Raw genomic sequence first — 16,124 nt, 5'->3', positions numbered from 1 at the left:
CTCTCCGATTCGCGTGAAAACCTTAAAATAAGCGTCAGAAATCTCCGACGCTCTTATCATATCCATTATATTATAGTTGAAATATGTCATAAAGCAAGACATTATTGCCTGTTCCGTAATTTACCGCCATAAAATCTCACAGCTTGTCGTTTTACCTTTTGCGTTTGCCACGGTTGTTTAGGACCAACCAGATTCCAGCTCCGATCAGTAAAACTGCAATAACATATATGATGCCCGTTCTTAGCAGGGTAATGACCAATAAAAACACCGATATCAACCCCAATATCACGCCCCCTGTATAAACATTACGAGAAAGCGAAATATCATTAATGGCGTACTGCCATAATCCAATCGCCACACCTAGAAGTAGCAAAGGCCATAAATAGGCCATTAAATTCCAGCCCCAAATATTGCAGAGCAAAAATAAGAAGCCATAAACCGACAAAATCCCTGCCGGCAGCAACATAAAGGGTGAAACTTTACGCTTCATGTACATTGCATGCAGTACGATTCCAGGTATTAAAAACAGCAAAGGCCAAAAGTTTCGTCCCAAGAAGGAGAACGTCCCCAGTTTCCCCAACAAAATAATCAGTCCTACGGCAACAATGCCCACTCCGATCATACGCTCTTTTCCGGAATTCATCGTGGTCTCCTTTGTTTGCTGAATTTGTTTTTAGGTCTTTTAATGTGATTGTTTTTAAGTATATTTTAGCCGATGTTTTCCAAAAAAACTACGTTCAAATATGGCGAGCTCGTAACTGACGATATATTCCTACAATGACAACTGCTGCGGCCAAAAGTCCCGGTAACCATGCATGTATTAGCTCCCCCGCACCTGCTAACCACACACCCAATCGGGGATCACGGAGTAGCATTTCTCCTGCCGTAAAAGCCAGGATTGCAGATCCAAGCAAAACAAGTACAGGGAACCGATGAAGCCAGATCGCAATCACGTTGCTGCCCCAGACGACAATCGGAATGCTAATTGCAATACCAATGACGATAATGGCGATATCCCCATCTGCTAGGGCTGCAATAGCTAATACGTTATCTAGACTCATCACAAAGTCCGCTACCAGAATCACCTGTATAGCCTTCCATATGGTTGTTTCTGCTCTGACTCCCACATGATCCTCATTCTCATAAAGCAGCTTAAACGCAATCCATAACAGAAGTAGACCGCCTGCCGCCTGAATAAAGGGTATGCCCAGCAAAATGACAGCTACAAAAGTCAAAACACAGCGCAGGAGGACTGCACCGACTGCCCCCCACCATATAGCTTGACTCCGCTGCCTTGCAGGCAAGTTTTTGCTCGCCATGGCTATAACAACTGCATTATCACCGCTTAATACCAAATTAATCATTAATATTTTCAACAGCAAAATGATATGCTCCATGTGTACAAACACCCCCATCCTACTTGTATGCGAAATAGGACGAGGCTATGCTTATAAGCCTTGTCAAATAAGTCATCATTTATTAAAAATTGATGTCAAATTTGTTGAGTAAAGACCTTGAAATCAATAACAAACAGCAATATAATGAATCGTATTTCCGAAAAACGGGTATTAAAATAAACAACATACAATGATTTTAGGATGTTTAATCAGGGAGATGAGAACGATTGATATGTCCGGACTTCAGTTCTTTTGGCTACTGCTTAATGTGATATTTATTGATCTTCTGCTCGCAGGAGATAATGCGATTGTAATTGGACTTGCCGCCAGAAAGCTGCCTCCTGCCACGCAAAAAAAAGCGATACTGTACGGTACCGGTGGTGCCCTGCTCATTCGCATAGCAGCCACCATTGTGGTACTCTGGTTGCTTCAAGTACCGTGGTTGTTACTCATCGGGGGTGTCATGTTAGTCTGGATCGCGTATAAGTTACTCGTAGACCAGGAGGACCATACCGAAGTCAAAGCGGGAACAACGTTATGGGGTGCTATCCGCACGATTGTTGTAGCCGATGCGGCTATGGGTCTGGACAACGTGATTGCGGTTGCTGGCGCGGCCCAGCAGCATTTGCTACTTGTAGTGCTTGGCCTGTTAATTAGCGTACCGATCGTTGTATGGGGTAGCACTCTTTTTATCAAACTGATCAATAAATTTCCCTGGATTATCTATTTGGGATCGGCTGTTCTTGGTTATACAGCCTCTAATATGATTACTGAAGAACGTAAGCTGGAACCCTATTTTACCGAGCACCCTGCGCTGCGTATCTTGTTTATTGCCGCAGTTATGGCTGGTATTTTGCTCACAGGATATCTTCAAAATCGCAGAGCAGTATCCAGTCGAGAAAAAGCCGTCTAAAATGATTCAAAAACTGTTTTAACTAAAATAAAAAGGCAGACCCAAATTAGCTGGTGGGTCTGCCTTTTTAAATTAAAACCAATCTTCCTGTATAACTTCCTCTTTACGCCCCTCTATAGCTCCACCTGCCTCCAGGACAAGTGTCTCCGTTGCAGCCACAGCCTGTTCAATCAAGGCATTTAAATCCCGAATAGAGGCTTCAATCTTTTGAACAACCCACAAATTCGGATTGGTGGTTGGGGATTTGGGAACAAACAATGTGCAGCAATCCTCATATGGAAGGATGGATAGATCGTAGGTGCCAATTTGCTTTGCGATTTCCGTGATTTCCTGCTTATCCATCATTACGAGAGGTCGCAGCAATGGTAATTCTGTCGAACGGCCAATCACATTCATGCTGGATAACGTTTGACTAGCGACTTGCCCCAGACTGTCGCCCGTCACGAGTGCCAGTGCTCCTTCACGCTCAGCCAGCATCGTTGCAATTCGTAACATAGACCGTCTCATTAGCGTAATAATCAGATTATCCTGTCCAGTACGCGTAAAGGCCGTCTGCACCTCTGTAAACGGCACAAGGTGGATTTTAATCCGACCCGCATAGCCTGCTAAGACCCTTGCCAATTCAATGACCTTTTCTTTCGCACGCTCACTTGTAAACGGATAGCTATAAAAATGCACACATTCAATTTCCAATCCTCTACGCATGGAAGACCACCCTGCTACCGGGCTGTCAATTCCACCAGACAGCAGCAGCATAGCTTTACCGTTCGTTCCTAACGGAAAGCCCCCTACAGCCATAATAACATCGCTGAATATATAGGCCGCCTGCTCTCTAACCTCCACACGTAACTCAATATCTGGTTGATGTACATCGACCCTCAACGCTTGAAACTCTCGCAAAATAGGAGAACCAATTAAATGGTTCATCTCTTGTGAAGAATGAGCAAATTCCTTCCACACTCTGCGGGCATTTACCTTGAATGTCGTTCCCTCGTCCACATTCAGCTCACGCATCAAAGCTACAGCGGTCTCAATTATAGCACCAAGCTCGACAGGAGCCATTTTGACAGGACTTATTGTCGTGATGCCAAACACTTTTTGTAACACTTGAATGATCTGTTCATAAGGCTCTCCTCCGAGAACCACATAAATCCGTCCAAATTCCTTCCGCAAAGAAGCACCAGGAAACGGTTTGAGTAGCAGCTTCACGTGATTCAGTACTGCCTTTTCAAAACGAGTCCGATTCTTCCCTTTTAATGTAAATTCACCGAAGCGAAGTAACAACATATCATAGTGCATTTTAACGTTTCCACCTTTCAAGGGATTCCAGCTTGGCTACAGCCTGTCGCAGTGCAAGTATAAGCTCATCGATATCCTGTTCCGTATGCTCATCACCGAAGCTGATACGAATGCCGCCAGACGCTTCCGCCTCATTGCATCCCATCGCCAGCAGCACCCGACTGGGTTCAGCCAATTTCGAAGAGCAAGCCGATTTGGTGGATACTACCACACCCAATTGCTCCAGCGTATGCAGCATTACCTCGGCCTTCATGCCCGGATACGAAAAGTGGACAATATGCGGCGCTTCTTCCCCGCTGTTCAGCCGCAGTTGACGGATTGTCTTCACTTCTGAGACCACCCGTTCTCTCCACTCGGTCATACGGCGTGCTGTCTCTACTTGCCGTTCGCCCGCCAACCGTACCGCCTTAGACATACCGACTAGCAGCGGTACATTTTCCGTACCTGCACGAAAACCCTGCTCCTGAGAGCCGCCACTATGCAGTGGGAAAAGCTCCACACCTTCCCGAACGAATAGTAATCCAGCACCTTTGGGTCCACGTAGCTTATGCGCAGAGAGGCTGTACAGATCAGCCTGCCAGCCCCGGATATCAACCGGTAGCTTTCCAAACCCCTGTACACCGTCAATATGAAATAGCACACGGGGGAACTGTTTCTTCAACACAGCTCCGATATCATGCAACGGTTGCACCCTTCCCGTCTCATTATTGACATGCATAATACTGACTAAAATCGTATCTTTACGGACAGCGGCACAAACCTGTTCGGTGCTCACATGCCCCTCCGCATCGACAGGTAAAAATGTAACCTCAAAGCCCAGATTTGTCAGTTGTCTGCAAGCTTCGTACACAGACGGGTGCTCTGTCGATACAGTAACAATATGCTTGCCTCTGGTCTGATACTGCAAAGCTGCTCCCTTAATAGCAAGATTGTTGCTTTCCGTTGCTCCGGATGTAAAGACAATCTCTGATGGATACACTCCCAAAGCCGCAGCACATACTTCGCGCGAACGCTTAAGCAACTTATCCGCGTCCTCTCCATACCGATGCATTGAAGATGGATTCCCATAGTGGCGTCTCATGACCTCGGCAACTGTTGTAATCACCTCTTCAAAAGGTGGAGTTGTCGCCGCATAATCAAAATATTTCATTGCACTCCCCTTTTCCGCCCTATAACTACTGCAACAAAAAAAGACCAAAACAGGGAAAGGCTGCTACATTATAGCGACACGCTTTCCCCATATTGATCCTGTCTGCGGACCTAATCTAATTGAAATTACGCACTTTTTTTCGTTATAAGCTATAGGGCTTAGATCGTATATTTTTCACGTGCATTTTGAATTTTGGTAATATATCTTTGCGTTTCCAGCGGAAGCTTGTCCAGTACAGCCATTAACTGTTCATCACTATTTACACCAAGCCGCTGCACCCGTCCGGGACCTGCATTATATGCAGCCAGCGCCATATTTTCTTGTCCGTTAAACCGTTTAATCTGGTAAGACAAATAACGAACACCTGCATCAATATTTTGAACAGGATCATATGGGTCACTGACTCCCAGACCTTGAGCCGTAGCATCCATAAGCTGCATAAGCCCTTTGGCTCCGGCCGAAGAAGTGACCGACGGATTGAATGAAGATTCCGTATCAATAACTGCTTTAATCAACGCTACTGGAATGCCGTATTTCTGACTAGCCTCGTTAATCAAATCATCATATGCTGTAGGTGTTGTGGGTCCGTCTGTTGCTGTACTGGAAGGAGCGGGATACAGTGACGAAGCCGTTCCCCTGGAAGGTCCCAATTGAAGCCATAGTAAACCGTTTTCGTCTCTGGTAACATCACTTGAATTTTCTCGAGTCACAGCACCATCTGTTTCCAACTGACCTACTTGTTCCAGTAATCCGGAAAAAGCGTCCGTTGTACCCGTCTGGGTTGTAGCACTCATATTATTTAACAGCTGCATGTCTAACATGGACTTGGACACGCGCGGATCAATTTGCATGTGGTGTTCCCAACTTTCTATAGTTGTTGTATCCCAAATAGCTTGTCATTACTGCTATGATACAACTTTTTACTATGTACTTCCATACCTTTTAATGAAAAAAAGCTCCGTTTCTGTCGAAAAGACAGCGGAGCTTTATAGATCAGCTTTAATGTAATTATATCACTAAGATGATTTTTCTCGGATATACAAAAGAAAACTGAGCTTTTTCCTCCAGTAGGCTCAACGAACGAACGGGATAAAAGCAAAATAACTCAATGTTGCCAGCGCCCCAAGACCAATCGACCAAATGCCGGTCGTTTTGCTGCCATTCACATAAGCAAAAAAACCTAAAACTGCAGCAATAGGCCCCAGCACAATTGACCACATAAACAATGAGGCAATTCCTGCAGCCAGACCAATATAGCCAGAAATACGACCACTATTGTTTATAACCTGCTCTTCACCCTTGACCTCATGTCGAGTCACAACTGATCCGGGAGCAACCTCTGCTGCATATTCTTCACGATCATTACGGCGCTTGGCAGATCGTTCATGAATGTGACGGGGGTAATCTACACGTTTGCGGCTAACATGCTCTTCATTCTGATGCTTGTCGTTTTCATGATCTTCCATAATAAACTGCACCTCCAAATGCGAAATGAATCGCGTAATAAAATTCACACGGACTTCGGCTTAAAAGTGTGGCAACAGGTTGCGGCTGACGTGGCAGCCTTATCACGTTCTTCTGAACTGAAGCTTTCCCCCGCATATTCTTCTTTAAATTTCTTTCCGGCATGACCATCAACTTCAATCATGATCAAATCTGCCTTGCACAAGTTATTTTCTCCCCAATAATGGCAATTGGCTACGCTACACTTAACGATTGGCTTGGCCTCTTGGCTCATGATCATCACCTCGGATTCATTGTCCCCCCGCTACCCTGCACCTATGCGTTCATGGTATATGGCAGTTGGTGACATACGAAAAAAGCCGCTTCCTTCACCTCCTCCAAAATGGCAGGAAGCAAGTAGAAAACGGCTTGCTTGTCTTGTTTTAGTTTTTGATTAGAAATGATCTTCCCCGTTGAATGCTTTAGGCATGAGTACGTCGAGTCTGCATCCGGCGCTGAGTCAAATAGTCACTTTCATAATAAGTCAGATCATCACGCAATTCTTCAAAATTTTTCGTAATGTCCATGATCACTTCGCGAGCGGCTGGCACTGGCGTTTTACGGAAGCGGATAGCATCTTGTCCCGTATACGCATAGCGTCCATCCTCTGCGTAAGATTCATTTTTGGGATAAAAAAAGCTGTTCACGCAGTCATGGTAAACGTTATACAATGCCTTTTCCGCAAAATCGACGTCAAAATTGGCACGGCGTAAAGCCACACCCAGCTTTTCATAAGATACTTCGGAAAAAACAAGGACATGACGGAGATCCGACAAAAAGCCTTTGTAAAAAAGTACGGACTCCTCATTGCCATCTGTAGCCAGTTGCGGCAGAGCATGCTCATTGAGGAATGTTTCCACCCGTTTCACGGCAGTTTTCAGTCTCTCCTGCGCCGACTCACATAATTTTTGTACGTTGACTGCTGACATCAAGGCAGCTCCCCCTTATTTGTTGCTTGTTCATCAATTTGGTTACCCGAAAATAGTCCCTTCTAACCGAAAGAGCTGTAATTTTCAGTATTTATCCTACCACAAATGAGCATTGAAAGGTATAAAAACATGCCAACCTCCTCACGCTAAACCATAAATTTATGAATACTCAAGGAGGACGGTCCCATGTCTCGGCGAAAATGGTTAAAACCCCTGCTAGGAGCAGCTGCCGGGGTGCTTCTCATCACACTGATGCTGCCTTCCCGTGATCATCGCCCTACACCGCAACCCGAATATACGGCCAAGATGGTGCCACAGCAAGAGAAGCAGCTCAAAAAAGGAATGTTGGCTTTGGACCTGTCCGCTACGGATACCCTCACACGCATGGATGCAAGGCAGGATATTCAATACGTGATGCGGGAGCTTGATGGTAAAACTGCTGATCAGAAAAGACAGTTTACTCGCACGCTACAGCAATCGCACAGTCATCTTCATACGTTACTGTGGATTCACACACGCGACGGGAACACGAGCACCTACACGGGCAGCAAAGCACAAACTCGTCTGCTCAGTCATCCTCAAATCAACAGCAGCTTGGCTGCGGCTCGTCGTTCCGTCATGCAAAATAAATCCTACGAATCTGCTGCATTTCAGGCTGAAGGCGGTAAATATTTTGTCATGGCAGAACCATCGGCTGACGGAACATGCGGCGTTGCTGCCCTGGTCAGTCAGCAAGTATTGCGTGACGTGGAGAAGCATCAGCGGAAGAATTTACGTTTGATTCCCTATCCAAAAGAAGGCAGCTACAAAATCGAATCCGTACATCCCGACACATTGCACGATATTACTGTCAAGACGGGCCATGACAACGAAAATGCAAGCCATTATTTCGAAAACGAAATTGTCGTTCGCTTCCGTCACAATCCTGATTCACGACAGCTGCAGGAAATTGCAGCAGATTTACACTGTGCGCCAGGCCGCAAGCTTGGTTATACCTATGTATTTCATTCGGATAAGATGAACTTCAAGGAACTAAAGCAATATTTTTCAAGAAAGTGGAACCCGCTTTATACTGAGCCTCACTATATGTATCTAACCAATGAGAAAACACCTATCAAAGCGGACAGCTCTATCCCCAATGATTTGCTCTTTTCCCGCTATCAATGGAATCTGCCGGCTACTGAAACCAACCGGGGTTGGAAATTAAGCAAAGGCAGCAAGGACGTAATTGTCGCTGTCGTAGATACGGGAGTAGATTTGGATCACCCCGACCTAAAAGGTCAAATCCTTTCAGGTCATAACGTGGTAAATCCGTCTGAAAAGCCTTATGATGACGTCGGTCACGGAACGCACGTCGCTGGCATCATTTCTGCCCTCGTGAATAATGGTGAGGGGGTCGCTGGCATGACATGGTACAACAAAGTCATGCCGATTAAGGTACTTGACCAATCCGGCTCCGGTACGACTTACTCGGTTGCAGAAGGTATTATATGGGCAGCTGATCATGGGGCCAAGGTCATCAATTTGAGTCTGGGCAATTACGCACAAGCTGAATTTTTGCATGATGCGATCAAATACGCCTATGATAAAGATGTCGTATTAGTTGCAGCTACAGGTAATGACAATACGGAACGACCCGGCTATCCAGCAGCGTATCCTGAAGTATTTGCCGTTTCCGCTACAGATTCTTCTATGCACCGTGCATCCTTTTCTAACTATGGAGATTATGTAGACGTCATGGCTCCAGGTGCAAGTATTGCCAGTACGTACCCAGGGAACCAATATGCTGCACTGTCGGGTACTTCAATGGCCAGTCCCCATGTATCAGCGCTTGCTGCACTGATTCGATCCATTAACCCCGATCTGACCAACAAAGAGGTTATGGATTTAATGAGAAGCAGCGTAATTGACTTGGGCACACCCGGGCATGACAAATATTTCGGATATGGTCAAATTGACGTGTATAAAGCGTTGAAAGCAGCACAACGTCCATATGTTCCTTTGCAATTCTATCCACAGCATTTAAGTGACAAGTTAAAATCAATATTAAAGAAACTGGAAACGTAAGATTCCTTATTGGAAAAAAGCAGCCATGTTGCTCCATGGCTGCTTTTTTGGGCTTTATTAACGCTTGGAACTGCTTCGAACAGGACGCTTGCCATGGCTGCGAGTATGACAGCAAGGTTCTCCAGGGTCCTTTATACTCACCGGAAATACGTGATGAGGTACAGGTACAATGTGCGTCTGATTAACAATTTCAATCGGATGAACCACAGGCACGACTTGTGGGAAAAATTGATGATTTACAAATTGGATCGGCGGGCACACGATCGGGTCGTAGGGGCAATGACTCATAATGTGCAACTCCTTTCGGTGAATTAGTACAGCATATTAAGAAGGCGTGTGCTGTGCTTGGATGTTTACCCCCTAATACAAATATCCCTTATAAAATAGGCTTCCGTTCAACAATGACCGAATGATCAAGCAGTTCGCCCAACAAACGGCACAGTTTGTGAAGACCTGTTTTAAGTGTTTCCTTGTCCGCATACGAAAAAGAAATACGGATATGATTACTGTCCATACCACCTGCATAGCATACTGCACCAGGTAAAAAGGAAACTCCTTCTCGGTCAGCCAGCCGCTCCAATTCTGGAATATCAACATTAGGTGGAAGCTTAATCCACACATTTAAGCCGCCTTCGGGAGCATACCAGCTGACCTCTGGCGGAGCATAGCGCTGGAGCGTATGCAACGCGACTGTCAACCGATCCCGCATTTGTTCCCGCAACCAAACAAGATGCTGATCAAGTCGATTCTTGATAAAGGGCAGTAGCGCTTTTTGCGTTAATAGAGGGCTCCCCAAATCCGTAGTAGACTTGGCAGCCACCAAACGATCCATTACACTGCCAGTGGCCGCTACACAAGCTATACGGCAGCCGGGAGCAACGGTTTTGCTAAAGCTTTTGATATATATCACATGTCCGGACTGATCATGCGCCTTGATAGAGAGTGGCGGCTTTGTTTTATAGTATAGGTCGGAAAATGGATCATCCTCAACAATGAGGCAATGATAACTTTGAGCTAGATCCAGTAATTGTGTGCGTCTGGCCATCGTTAAAGTTACTCCTGTAGGATTATGAAAGGTGGGTATCGTGTAGATCAGTTTTGGGGGATGAGTGTCACAGAGACGCGTGAGGATATCGATCCTCATGCCCTGCTCATCCATCGGAATCATAATTACTTTGGCACCACGACTGGTAAACACATCAATGGCCCCCGTATATGTAGGAGCCTCCATGTAGACAACATCACCAGAACCAACAAAGGTCCGTGCCACCAAGTCAATGCCCTGTTGGGCACCACTAGTCACGAGCAGCTGTTCTGCCACTGTGCATATACCGCGTTCGTTCAGGTGATCTGCAAACACTTCCCTCAGCGCTAAATCACCTTCAAAAGTCCCGTATGCTGCCATTGCATCGGGATTTCCAGAGGATAGACGTTGAGTATCAGCGATGATTTCGCGTGTAGGAAGAAGCTCCGGTTGAATTGCTGCTATATGAAAAGAATAAGGAAACTGTCTGCTATGGTTAAAGTTTCTCCATAACTGTGCGCGCGGCAAATAATCGATCAGCGACATTTGCCATGACAAGTCCTGTGCTCCCTCACGTTGAACAGCTACCGAAGGCTCCGCTACATAGCAACCTTTTCCCTGTGTACAGGTAACCAAATGAATAGACTCCAACTCAGCATACGCCTTGCTTACAGTTACGGGACTTACCGCAAGCAGACTGGACAAATGACGGACAGAGGGAAGCTTTGTGCCCTGAGGCAGCAATCCAGACTGGATGCGATCTGCTAATGTTTTGGCAATCTGTAAATATAATTTGACACTGCTATTGCGGCTGAGATCAATATGCATCGGAACCGTCCCCTCCAAAAATCAACTGTTACATTTAGACGTTTACTGTTATACTTCATTATCGATATAATACAACAAATTTCATAGTACAGTATAGAACACAGGAGATGATTGGATTGGAACACAAATTTTCGGGTATGGCTCGTACTCAGGGCTCGTCCATGGTAAGGGACATTTTAAAGCTGACACAGGGAACAGATGTGTTATCTCTGGCAGGCGGCCTTCCGGCCGATGCCTTTTTCCCCATCGAAGCTGTTGCTAAAGCCTATGAGCGGGTATTTCGTCTCGGCGGTACTACCGCTCTTCAATACGGCCTAACCGAGGGCTACATTCCTCTACGGGAACGTCTTGCAGCAATCATGTCATCCCAAGGCATCTCCGTCACCAGAGATAATATCATCATGACGACGGGCTCACAGCAGACCATTGATCTGGTTTCGCGTGTGTTGCTCGATCCGCAGGATACTGTATTGGTGGAGTCCCCTACTTATTTGGCAGCTCTTCAGGTATTTAATTCCTATGGTGCCAACATTGTAAGTGTAGATACAGACTCTAACGGTATGCGATTAGAAGATCTTGAAGCCAAGCTCAAAAAACATCAGCCTAAATTCGTGTATGTCATCCCCACCTTCTCCAACCCGGCAGGAAGTGTTTGGAGTATGGAACGCAGAACGGGCGTTGTTGAACTATGCCGTAAATACGGCACTTTGATTTTTGAAGATGATCCTTACGGACGTCTTAAATTTGACGAAAACCTTAACTTTCCATCCCTTTTCTCAATTGATCAACAACTAGGTGGAGACGGTCATGTGATGTACACTTCTACATTCTCTAAAACCGTTGCTCCTGGTGTTCGCTCTGGATGGTTGGTAGCCGATCAAGCTATCGTCGTTAAAGTCGCGAATGCCAAACAATCTGCCGATCTGCACTCCAGCAGTATTGATCAACGTGCTTTGAATGAGTTATTGGACTTTTTTGACTTGGACGGACATATTCGTACCGTGTCCGCCGAGTACTACACTCGTATGCTACGTCTCACATCGCTGATGAAAGAACGTCAATGGGAAGGAATCACCTGGAATGATGCACTCGGCGGTATGTTTATGTGGGTTACTCTACCCGAGGGCTTCCGTTCTGATCGGTTGCTGCAACTCGCAATTCAGGAAGGAGTCGCATTTGTCCCCGGACAAGTCTTCTATGCTGACCTAAGTGGCAGCAACCACATGCGGATCAACTTCACGCATACGGATCCTTCCCTGCTGCCTAAAGCGGTTGACCGATTGGATCGAGCACTGAAGATGTACACAGAGGAAAGTGTGGTAAAAAGCGTGCGATGATGGAGTTGGCAGGATATGTACGTGAGGCCGCTTCACCAATCATTTGATTTACGATCGCTGTTACCCCTGATTCGTTTGGAATTTGAATAGTATGGTGGAATCTGGGACAAAGGTGCAGGCCTCGCTTCTACAGATTCAAATGCGTTGCTACACTAACTACGTGCCTCATCCTCGAACGGTTTTACGGTAGAGGAAGTAAAAATTAAAATGAAAGCCCCAGTAATTATGCTGGGGGCTTCATTCTAAGAAGGCACTATTTCTGCGTAAATACGGTATGTTAAAAAGGGTGTGCCATGATTCCCGTTGGAATATGACACACCCTTTTTAATTCAATAAATACATTTGGATTAAAAGCTTTCATGCAAACAGGTCATTTACAAAAGTTAAATTTATACATTTTAAGGTGTTGCAGTGGGGAAAGTTTTCCGTAAGCCGGGTTCTGTGCTATTCGTGGTACAGACGGGAACTACCCTCCCACTACAAGCGACAATCATCTATCTAGGCCGAACATTGCTATCCAGCTCCAGCGACCAACCTAGACACGCCTCGGGCTAAGGCTGCTTCGCGAAGAAGCTGTGTCCCATTAGGTCTTGCTCCAGATGGGGTTTACCAGGAACGAAGTCACCAGCGTTCCTCGGGGTCTCTTACACCTCGGTTCCATCCTTGCCTGTGCCGCAAGCGGCCATCGGCGGTCCATTTCTGTGGCACTATCCTTCAACTCGCGCTGACTGGACGTTATCCAGCATCCTGCCCTATGGAGCCCGGACTTTCCTCTCGCGGCTCACGCCGCCAGCGATTGTCTGTCAAACTTTCCGAACAACATTACATAGTATACAGGGAACGCGCGTATGATACAACCCTGAAAATATTGTAAAAAGTAGAAAGCTCCCTTTATTTTCTCATAGGCGTTGATTTTACAAAAATTGAAAAGGCTCGGTTTCTACCTGAGATACATGTACTTCCGTTGAATAACGACCTTCTGCCAAGCGTTTGCGCATCCATTCTACGGTTTTAGGCTTCATAATCTTTTCAGCGTTATGTCCAGGGTCAATAATAGCAATCCCCGCCATAAGGGCATCCTGAGCCGTGTGATAGTCAATATCCCCCGTGACTAATACGTCAGCTCCCTTAAAGAGCGACTTGTTCACATAACGGCTACCAGAGCCCCCAAGCACGGCTGCCTTTTTGATCGTACGATCTAAGTCGCCCACCACACGTACATGCTCGACGTTGAGACCGTTTTTTACAACATCGACAAACTCCCGTAACGTGCAGGTTTCCTTGAGCTTGCCGACCCGCCCCAAACCAAAGCTACGGCCTTGCAAATCCATATGGTACAGGTCATAAGCCACCTCTTCATAAGGATGAGCCTTCAGCATCGCTTGAACAACTTTACTTCGTACACCCTGCGGTACAATGGTCTCGATACGAACCTCTTCACTACGTTCCATTTTACCCGGCTCACCCAAAAACGGCTGTGTGCCTTCACCCGGCACAAAAGTTCCGTAGCCGTCAATGTTAAAGCTGCAATGGCTGTAGTTGCCGATATGTCCAGCTCCCGCCCCTAATACGGCATCAAGTACCCGTTGATGATGTGTTTTGGGTACGAAAACAACAAGCTTGAATAATTGCTCGGTGTGAACATCCTCCAGCGTACCTTCACTTTGAATACCCAGAGCTTCCGCCATCCAGTCATTCATGCCGTCCTCAGCCGTATCCAGATTCGTATGACTGATGTAGACAGCAATATCATTCTTGATCAGCTTTTCATACAATCTGCCCGCAGGCTGATCCGTGTTCAATGCTTTAAGTGGGCGGAATATAATCGCATGATGTGCAATAATGAGATCAGCTTTTATGCGGATTGCCTCTTCGACAACCTCATCATTAACATCCAGGGCTACTAATATGTTTTTGATTTCCTTTTGCAGACTACCCAGCTGAAGCCCGATTCTATCGTCCGGAACTGCCAAGTATTTCGGAGCCAGCTGCTCCATGTAGCTAATCACTGTCTGTCCTTTGGCAAACATGCAAGTACCTCCTCTAGCTGTTCAATTTGCTTGCGCAATTGCTCCCGCTTATGCTGTGCGGATTCCTGATCTGATCGTGCCACTTGTGCCAGCACATCCTCAAGCTTGCGAATCTCCAATTTCCATTTATAAAAAAAGATTTCATTCGGTGCTTTGACCAATAGCGGTCCAAGTTGCATTAACAAATCCTGTGTCAGTACCAGCGAACTATCGGGAAGTTTCCATGGTTGATACAGCTCATCCTGTTTCAGTGGGCTTATCGAATCAGGTACGGCCGTCAGAATTTCATATATTTTTCCGTCTTCTTCCATAATATGTTCACTTGTTAGTACCCATTGATGTTCGATGAGCCAACGGCGTAAGATATCCTCGCCTACGTTAGGCTGTAGAACAAGCTGTTTCACTGAAACAAGCTTGTCTTTCCCTTGCTCTAAAATGGAAGCGATCAAGGCACCACCCATGCCGGCTATCGTAATAACATCAACCTCATTGGCCTTAATTACAGCCAAGCCATCTCCCTTTCTAACCGCAATGCGATCAGTAAGACCTGCTTCGGCCACCTGCTTTTGAGCCGCACGTAACGGACCATCGTTAACCTCACCCGCCACGGCTTGCGGTACTCTGCCACTACGCACTGCAGCCACAGGGAGTAGTCCATGATCCGAGCCAATATCCGCAAGTCTGCTCCCGGCAGGAATTTGTTCCATAATATATTGTAATCGTTGAGAAAGTTTCATGACGTCACCCACGTAATCCATTTTTTTCGAGTCCAAAATAAAATTCCTACAACAAATGCCAACTTCAGTATGCTGTAAAATACCACATCACCCGCCGCTTGATGGCGCAGGATAATCATGTCTGCTTCAGCCATGAATGCTAGTGTCATGCCTATAGCGAAATAAATCAAAGCGAGACGCGGAAAGCGGCGATGTACCCACCAGCTTAGCCAGATCAACAATACTGCGTGCAAAATCCAAAATGCCTCAAGCATCACTAAAGTTGCTGTAGGCCAGTAGCGGCCTATAAGGACCGCGTACACTAAAAGCAGCCCAGCAAGACCACAGTAATGAAGTAAGCTGATCCGCAAAGTTAATCCCACAAGACACCATACTACACCGCATAGGCCTACGAGCAAAAGAAACCAAACCCTAGCTTCACCTTGATGGAGCTGAATGATCCACACACCCGAACCCAACATAATCGCACTGCCTAAAGTGCTCAACATCGCACTCATACTCTTTTCGGAAGACCGCCAAAATGCGGCCACTCCATAGCAAATCGCAGTAACTGCACTTGCCGAGAATATTTGCATTGCCAACGGAAAAGCGGTAAAATAAAAACCGATCAAACAAATGCAGGAAATAATGACAAAACCAAGAAGCCAGGCGATCCCATGCCCGTGTCTAAGATATGTAAGCAGCCCGGTGTTGTTACGGTTCTGGCTCTGCGACGGATCTTCGTCCTCCCGATACAGGTTAGACAAAAAATCGCAATATTGCTCAGGGAGCAGCCGACTTCGCCGCCAATGCTCAATTTCATGTAACAGTATTGCCCGTTTTTTCTCCTGGTCCAAGCTTCTTCCCCTCCACCAAGGCTGCCATGAGATAAAAAAAGACCTCCTGCGCGCTTCAAGCCGCAGAAGGTCCG

Annotated in this window: 16 protein-coding genes and 1 other RNA gene; 3 read left to right on the top strand and 14 right to left on the bottom strand. The window is 46.2% G+C overall.

Translation table 11 applies throughout. The annotated features are described in order from the left end of the window. Positions 1-151 precede the first annotated feature (151 nt). The gene (locus MHB54_RS22385; RefSeq protein ID WP_028540472.1) at positions 152-643 is read right to left on the bottom strand and encodes a LiaF transmembrane domain-containing protein; all 492 of its coding nucleotides are present in this window, start codon (positions 641-643) and stop codon (positions 152-154) included. 94 nt (positions 644-737) lie between these two features. Continuing rightward, on the bottom strand, positions 738-1,397 hold the full coding sequence (locus tag MHB54_RS22380) for a TerC family protein (protein WP_023989465.1): 660 nt from the start codon (positions 1,395-1,397) through the stop codon (positions 738-740). A gap of 217 nt (positions 1,398-1,614) precedes the next feature. Here MHB54_RS22380 and MHB54_RS22375 point away from each other — a divergent pair, with 217 nt between their 5' ends. Beyond that, entirely contained in the window at positions 1,615-2,310 is a 696-nt protein-coding gene (locus tag MHB54_RS22375) for a TerC family protein (RefSeq protein WP_025722107.1), read from the top strand. Positions 2,311-2,382: 72 nt separating this feature from the next. Here the strand turns inward: MHB54_RS22375 and thiI are convergent, their stop codons facing one another. From thiI to MHB54_RS22345, 6 genes are all read right to left on the bottom strand, one after another. Next, on the bottom strand, positions 2,383-3,609 hold the full coding sequence (thiI, locus tag MHB54_RS22370) for a tRNA uracil 4-sulfurtransferase ThiI (RefSeq protein ID WP_068942357.1): 1,227 nt from the start codon (positions 3,607-3,609) through the stop codon (positions 2,383-2,385). Between the two features lies 1 nt (position 3,610). Continuing rightward, positions 3,611-4,759, bottom strand: a complete 1,149-nt coding sequence (locus MHB54_RS22365; protein ID WP_254347506.1) for a cysteine desulfurase family protein — start codon at positions 4,757-4,759, stop codon at positions 3,611-3,613. Positions 4,760-4,917: 158 nt separating this feature from the next. Further along, a complete protein-coding gene (locus MHB54_RS22360) occupies positions 4,918-5,610 on the bottom strand; it encodes a lytic transglycosylase domain-containing protein (protein ID WP_023989469.1) in 693 nt (230 codons plus the stop codon). 222 nt (positions 5,611-5,832) lie between these two features. Then, a complete protein-coding gene (locus MHB54_RS22355; RefSeq protein ID WP_023989470.1) occupies positions 5,833-6,225 on the bottom strand; it encodes a hypothetical protein in 393 nt (130 codons plus the stop codon). A gap of 44 nt (positions 6,226-6,269) precedes the next feature. Beyond that, positions 6,270-6,497, bottom strand: a complete 228-nt coding sequence (locus tag MHB54_RS22350) for a DUF1540 domain-containing protein (protein WP_013311120.1) — start codon at positions 6,495-6,497, stop codon at positions 6,270-6,272. A 187-nt stretch (positions 6,498-6,684) separates the two neighbouring features. Continuing rightward, positions 6,685-7,191 carry a YpuI family protein gene (locus MHB54_RS22345; RefSeq protein ID WP_023989471.1) on the bottom strand — a complete coding sequence of 169 codons (507 nt, stop codon included), beginning with the start codon at positions 7,189-7,191 and terminating at the stop codon, positions 6,685-6,687. Between the two features lie 186 nt (positions 7,192-7,377). Here MHB54_RS22345 and MHB54_RS22340 point away from each other — a divergent pair, with 186 nt between their 5' ends. Beyond that, positions 7,378-9,258: a S8 family peptidase gene (locus MHB54_RS22340; RefSeq protein ID WP_209942897.1), complete on the top strand. Its 1,881-nt coding sequence runs from the start codon at positions 7,378-7,380 to the stop codon at positions 9,256-9,258. 57 nt (positions 9,259-9,315) lie between these two features. On the opposite strand, the gene MHB54_RS22335 is transcribed toward MHB54_RS22340, so the two are convergent. Continuing rightward, positions 9,316-9,546 carry a hypothetical protein gene (locus MHB54_RS22335; RefSeq protein WP_071558470.1) on the bottom strand — a complete coding sequence of 77 codons (231 nt, stop codon included), beginning with the start codon at positions 9,544-9,546 and terminating at the stop codon, positions 9,316-9,318. Positions 9,547-9,634: 88 nt separating this feature from the next. Further along, complete coding sequence (gene pdxR, locus MHB54_RS22330; protein ID WP_264454763.1) at positions 9,635-11,110, bottom strand: MocR-like pyridoxine biosynthesis transcription factor PdxR; 1,476 nt, start codon at positions 11,108-11,110, stop codon at positions 9,635-9,637. A 116-nt stretch (positions 11,111-11,226) separates the two neighbouring features. On the opposite strand from pdxR, the gene MHB54_RS22325 reads away from it, so the two are divergent. Beyond that, complete coding sequence (locus tag MHB54_RS22325) at positions 11,227-12,447, top strand: aminotransferase-like domain-containing protein (protein ID WP_264454762.1); 1,221 nt, start codon at positions 11,227-11,229, stop codon at positions 12,445-12,447. Between the two features lie 413 nt (positions 12,448-12,860). On the opposite strand, the gene rnpB is transcribed toward MHB54_RS22325, so the two are convergent. From rnpB to MHB54_RS22305, 4 genes are all read right to left on the bottom strand, one after another. Continuing rightward, positions 12,861-13,259, bottom strand: an RNA gene (rnpB, locus tag MHB54_RS22320) — RNase P RNA component class A. 102 nt (positions 13,260-13,361) lie between these two features. Continuing rightward, positions 13,362-14,477: a Nif3-like dinuclear metal center hexameric protein gene (locus tag MHB54_RS22315; RefSeq protein WP_068942365.1), complete on the bottom strand. Its 1,116-nt coding sequence runs from the start codon at positions 14,475-14,477 to the stop codon at positions 13,362-13,364. Further along, positions 14,453-15,214, bottom strand: a complete 762-nt coding sequence (locus MHB54_RS22310) for a tRNA (adenine(22)-N(1))-methyltransferase (RefSeq protein ID WP_053325780.1) — start codon at positions 15,212-15,214, stop codon at positions 14,453-14,455. Before MHB54_RS22310 ends, MHB54_RS22315 begins: the two co-directional genes overlap by 25 nt. Continuing rightward, positions 15,211-16,050, bottom strand: a complete 840-nt coding sequence (locus MHB54_RS22305) for a hypothetical protein (protein WP_069080385.1) — start codon at positions 16,048-16,050, stop codon at positions 15,211-15,213. The genes MHB54_RS22310 and MHB54_RS22305 overlap by 4 nt, the downstream gene beginning before the upstream one ends. Between the last annotated feature and the right edge of the window lie 74 nt (positions 16,051-16,124).

Origin of the sequence: Paenibacillus sp. FSL M7-0802 (assembly GCF_038004945.1) — a bacterium.
GTDB lineage: Bacteria > Bacillota > Bacilli > Paenibacillales > Paenibacillaceae > Paenibacillus > Paenibacillus polymyxa_B.
The sequence above is the reverse complement of the archived record's forward strand: the minus strand, read 5'-3'. Positions and strand labels throughout refer to the sequence as shown.

Coding starts and splice junctions, on each gene's coding strand:
- MHB54_RS22385 (WP_028540472.1), bottom strand. CDS start 643: ATGAATTCCGGAAAAGAGCGTATGATCGGAGTGGGCATTGTTGCCGTA.
- MHB54_RS22380 (WP_023989465.1), bottom strand. CDS start 1,397: ATGGAGCATATCATTTTGCTGTTGAAAATATTAATGATTAATTTGGTA.
- MHB54_RS22375 (WP_025722107.1), top strand. CDS start 1,615: ATGAGAACGATTGATATGTCCGGACTTCAGTTCTTTTGGCTACTGCTT.
- thiI (WP_068942357.1), bottom strand. CDS start 3,609: ATGCACTATGATATGTTGTTACTTCGCTTCGGTGAATTTACATTAAAA.
- MHB54_RS22365 (WP_254347506.1), bottom strand. CDS start 4,759: ATGAAATATTTTGATTATGCGGCGACAACTCCACCTTTTGAAGAGGTG.
- MHB54_RS22360 (WP_023989469.1), bottom strand. CDS start 5,610: ATGCAAATTGATCCGCGCGTGTCCAAGTCCATGTTAGACATGCAGCTG.
- MHB54_RS22355 (WP_023989470.1), bottom strand. CDS start 6,225: ATGGAAGATCATGAAAACGACAAGCATCAGAATGAAGAGCATGTTAGC.
- MHB54_RS22350 (WP_013311120.1), bottom strand. CDS start 6,497: ATGAGCCAAGAGGCCAAGCCAATCGTTAAGTGTAGCGTAGCCAATTGC.
- MHB54_RS22345 (WP_023989471.1), bottom strand. CDS start 7,191: ATGTCAGCAGTCAACGTACAAAAATTATGTGAGTCGGCGCAGGAGAGA.
- MHB54_RS22340 (WP_209942897.1), top strand. CDS start 7,378: ATGTCTCGGCGAAAATGGTTAAAACCCCTGCTAGGAGCAGCTGCCGGG.
- MHB54_RS22335 (WP_071558470.1), bottom strand. CDS start 9,546: ATGAGTCATTGCCCCTACGACCCGATCGTGTGCCCGCCGATCCAATTT.
- pdxR (WP_264454763.1), bottom strand. CDS start 11,110: ATGCATATTGATCTCAGCCGCAATAGCAGTGTCAAATTATATTTACAG.
- MHB54_RS22315 (WP_068942365.1), bottom strand. CDS start 14,477: ATGTTTGCCAAAGGACAGACAGTGATTAGCTACATGGAGCAGCTGGCT.
- MHB54_RS22310 (WP_053325780.1), bottom strand. CDS start 15,214: ATGAAACTTTCTCAACGATTACAATATATTATGGAACAAATTCCTGCC.